This is a genomic window from Faecalibacterium sp. OM04-11BH (genome assembly GCF_003482185.1).
In the GTDB taxonomy this organism is placed as follows: Bacteria; Bacillota; Clostridia; order Oscillospirales; family Ruminococcaceae; genus Faecalibacterium; species Faecalibacterium tardum.
Genome location: NZ_QULS01000044.1, coordinates 1 through 2,026, shown reverse-complemented (window position 1 = coordinate 2,026; position 2,026 = coordinate 1). Strand labels below are relative to the sequence as shown.

Genomic DNA, 2,026 nt, shown 5'->3' with positions numbered 1-2,026 from the left:
CCGCAGTCTGCACAGCGGACGATGCCCTTGAAGATATTGTCATAGTCGGTCTTATCACACATAAAACAACCGGAACGGCTGTAAAGGATTCGCTGCACGTTTTCCCAGCGGTCTTGTGGGATGATTGCTTCATGTGTATTCGGAACGATAGCGCGTTCTTCAAACGGAATATAACGCCGCTTTTTGGATTTCATGGACACGGTGGGCTTGGCTTCGTAGATGATGTGTCCGGCGTAGACTGGGCTGTGCAGAACCTGACTGATATAGGCACTGTCCCAATCATACATCTTTTCATCATCAATAAAGCGGCCAAACATCTCTTTCTTGTAGTAACACGGCTTCAAGACTTTTTCATCGTGGAGCCGCTTGGCGATGCGGTGAAGCCCCAGCCCTTCCTCTGCCATTGAATAGATATACTCAACAACGGGGGCGGTGTTCGGGTCGATCACAAGGTGATTGTGGTCGGCAGGGTCTTTCTGGTAGCCAAACGGTGCGCCGCTGGAGATATACTTTCCACTTTTCTTGCGTGTCCGAAGGGCACTCTTGATCTTTCGGGAAGTGTCTTTGGCGTACATTTCATTGATGATGTTTCGGAACGGGGCAATATCCATCTGAGATTGCTCGTTGGAATCATAACCATCGTTGATTGCAATATAGCGGACACCGTGTTCAGGAAAGAAGATTTCCATATACGTTCCGGTTTCGATGTGGTTGCGTCCAAGTCGGGACTGGTCTTTGGTAATGACTGTTGCCACCTTTCCTTCCCGGATATCATCCAGAAGTTCCTGAAAGGCAGGGCGGTCAGAGTTCGTACCGCTGTAACCATCATCAACATAGTACTGGCAATTCCCGAAACCGTTGCGTGTGGCATACTCCATAAGCATCGCCTTTTGAGTGCGGATGCTCAGGCTTTCGCTGTTTGAACCGTCATCTTTTGACAGTCGGCAGTATAAAGCAGTTACTTTTTTGTCCTTTTCCATGTGTACCTCCATAATGGAAAAGAGACCTCATCAATCACATTGTAGCGGATGCTGCGTGACGATGCAAGCCCTTTTCCGCAGTAAAACGTCCATTTAGCCAGCGGCGAGATACGATTCGGCAGTTTTACGAATTTCTTCTTCCACAAGCCGCTGAAAAAGCGTATTCATCGGCACATTGCCGATATAATGGCGTTCCACGATCAGGCGCACGGACTTCGGACTTCTCGGCGCACGTTTGCGTGTGGTGGGCTTCTTCTCAGATTTTTCTTTGTTCAAGGGCAGACCTCCTCATTCATGTGGTGCAAATACGGAAAGGAATGGATGGATTCTATTCGTTTTTCTTTTTTTGTTTTATTACGTTGGTTAGGTGAAAGTTTTCTTCGATACAGTCTTAAAGGCTGCTATACTGCATAGGAAAAATATCTTTTGCAGATGCCATTAAGAATCTGCATCACAGAATCGTGATTTTGGCGGTTCTTGAATCGTGAAAAACGCAGAACTATTCAACATTTGGAATTTTCACAAAGATGTGATTGGGCGAAGAAAACCGCGTTCGTCTGCGCTCAATCAATCCCGCAGCGTCCAATTCCTTAAGCGCACTGGAAACACTGACAGTGCTGCGCCCTAGCTGCTCAGCCAAAGAGCAAATCGTAAAAATGACAAACACGAATCCACGTTCATCTATCCAGAGATTTTTCTGCGAGAGTGTGGCACGGTCGAGTAGCAACACATAAGTCATTTTTGCAGTCTGACTCAGGTCAAGTTCCAAAAGGAAGCGTGGGTATGGGAGAAACGGCGGCAGCGGAGTTTGCGTGGTAAGATATTCTGAAATGTTGATCACCTCCAGCTGAAGCAGAAATCAGGAACAAAGAGTATGTAACGAGAATTGGAGGGTTCCAATTCTCCAGTCGCAGAAAAGCACGAAACAAGTGCTCAACTGCGTTAATAAGTTAAGGTCTCCCATATTGGTCCTCGACTTCCCTAGGAGTGGGGAATCGTCCGGCGGCGGGCTTGCACCGCACCATTGGCATTTCAGCCACCCCGTC

Annotated in this window: 2 protein-coding genes; both read right to left on the bottom strand. The window is 47.6% G+C overall.

Going from position 1 to position 2,026, the window contains the following annotated elements; all coding sequences use genetic code 11:
* On the bottom strand, positions 1 to 980 hold a 980-nt coding region (locus DXB44_RS14295), incomplete at its 3' end, for a recombinase family protein (RefSeq protein ID WP_243111197.1).
* Between the two features lie 93 nt (positions 981 to 1,073).
* A complete protein-coding gene (locus DXB44_RS14290; protein ID WP_005945116.1) occupies positions 1,074 to 1,256 on the bottom strand; it encodes a hypothetical protein in 183 nt (60 codons plus the stop codon).
* Between the last annotated feature and the right edge of the window lie 770 nt (positions 1,257 to 2,026).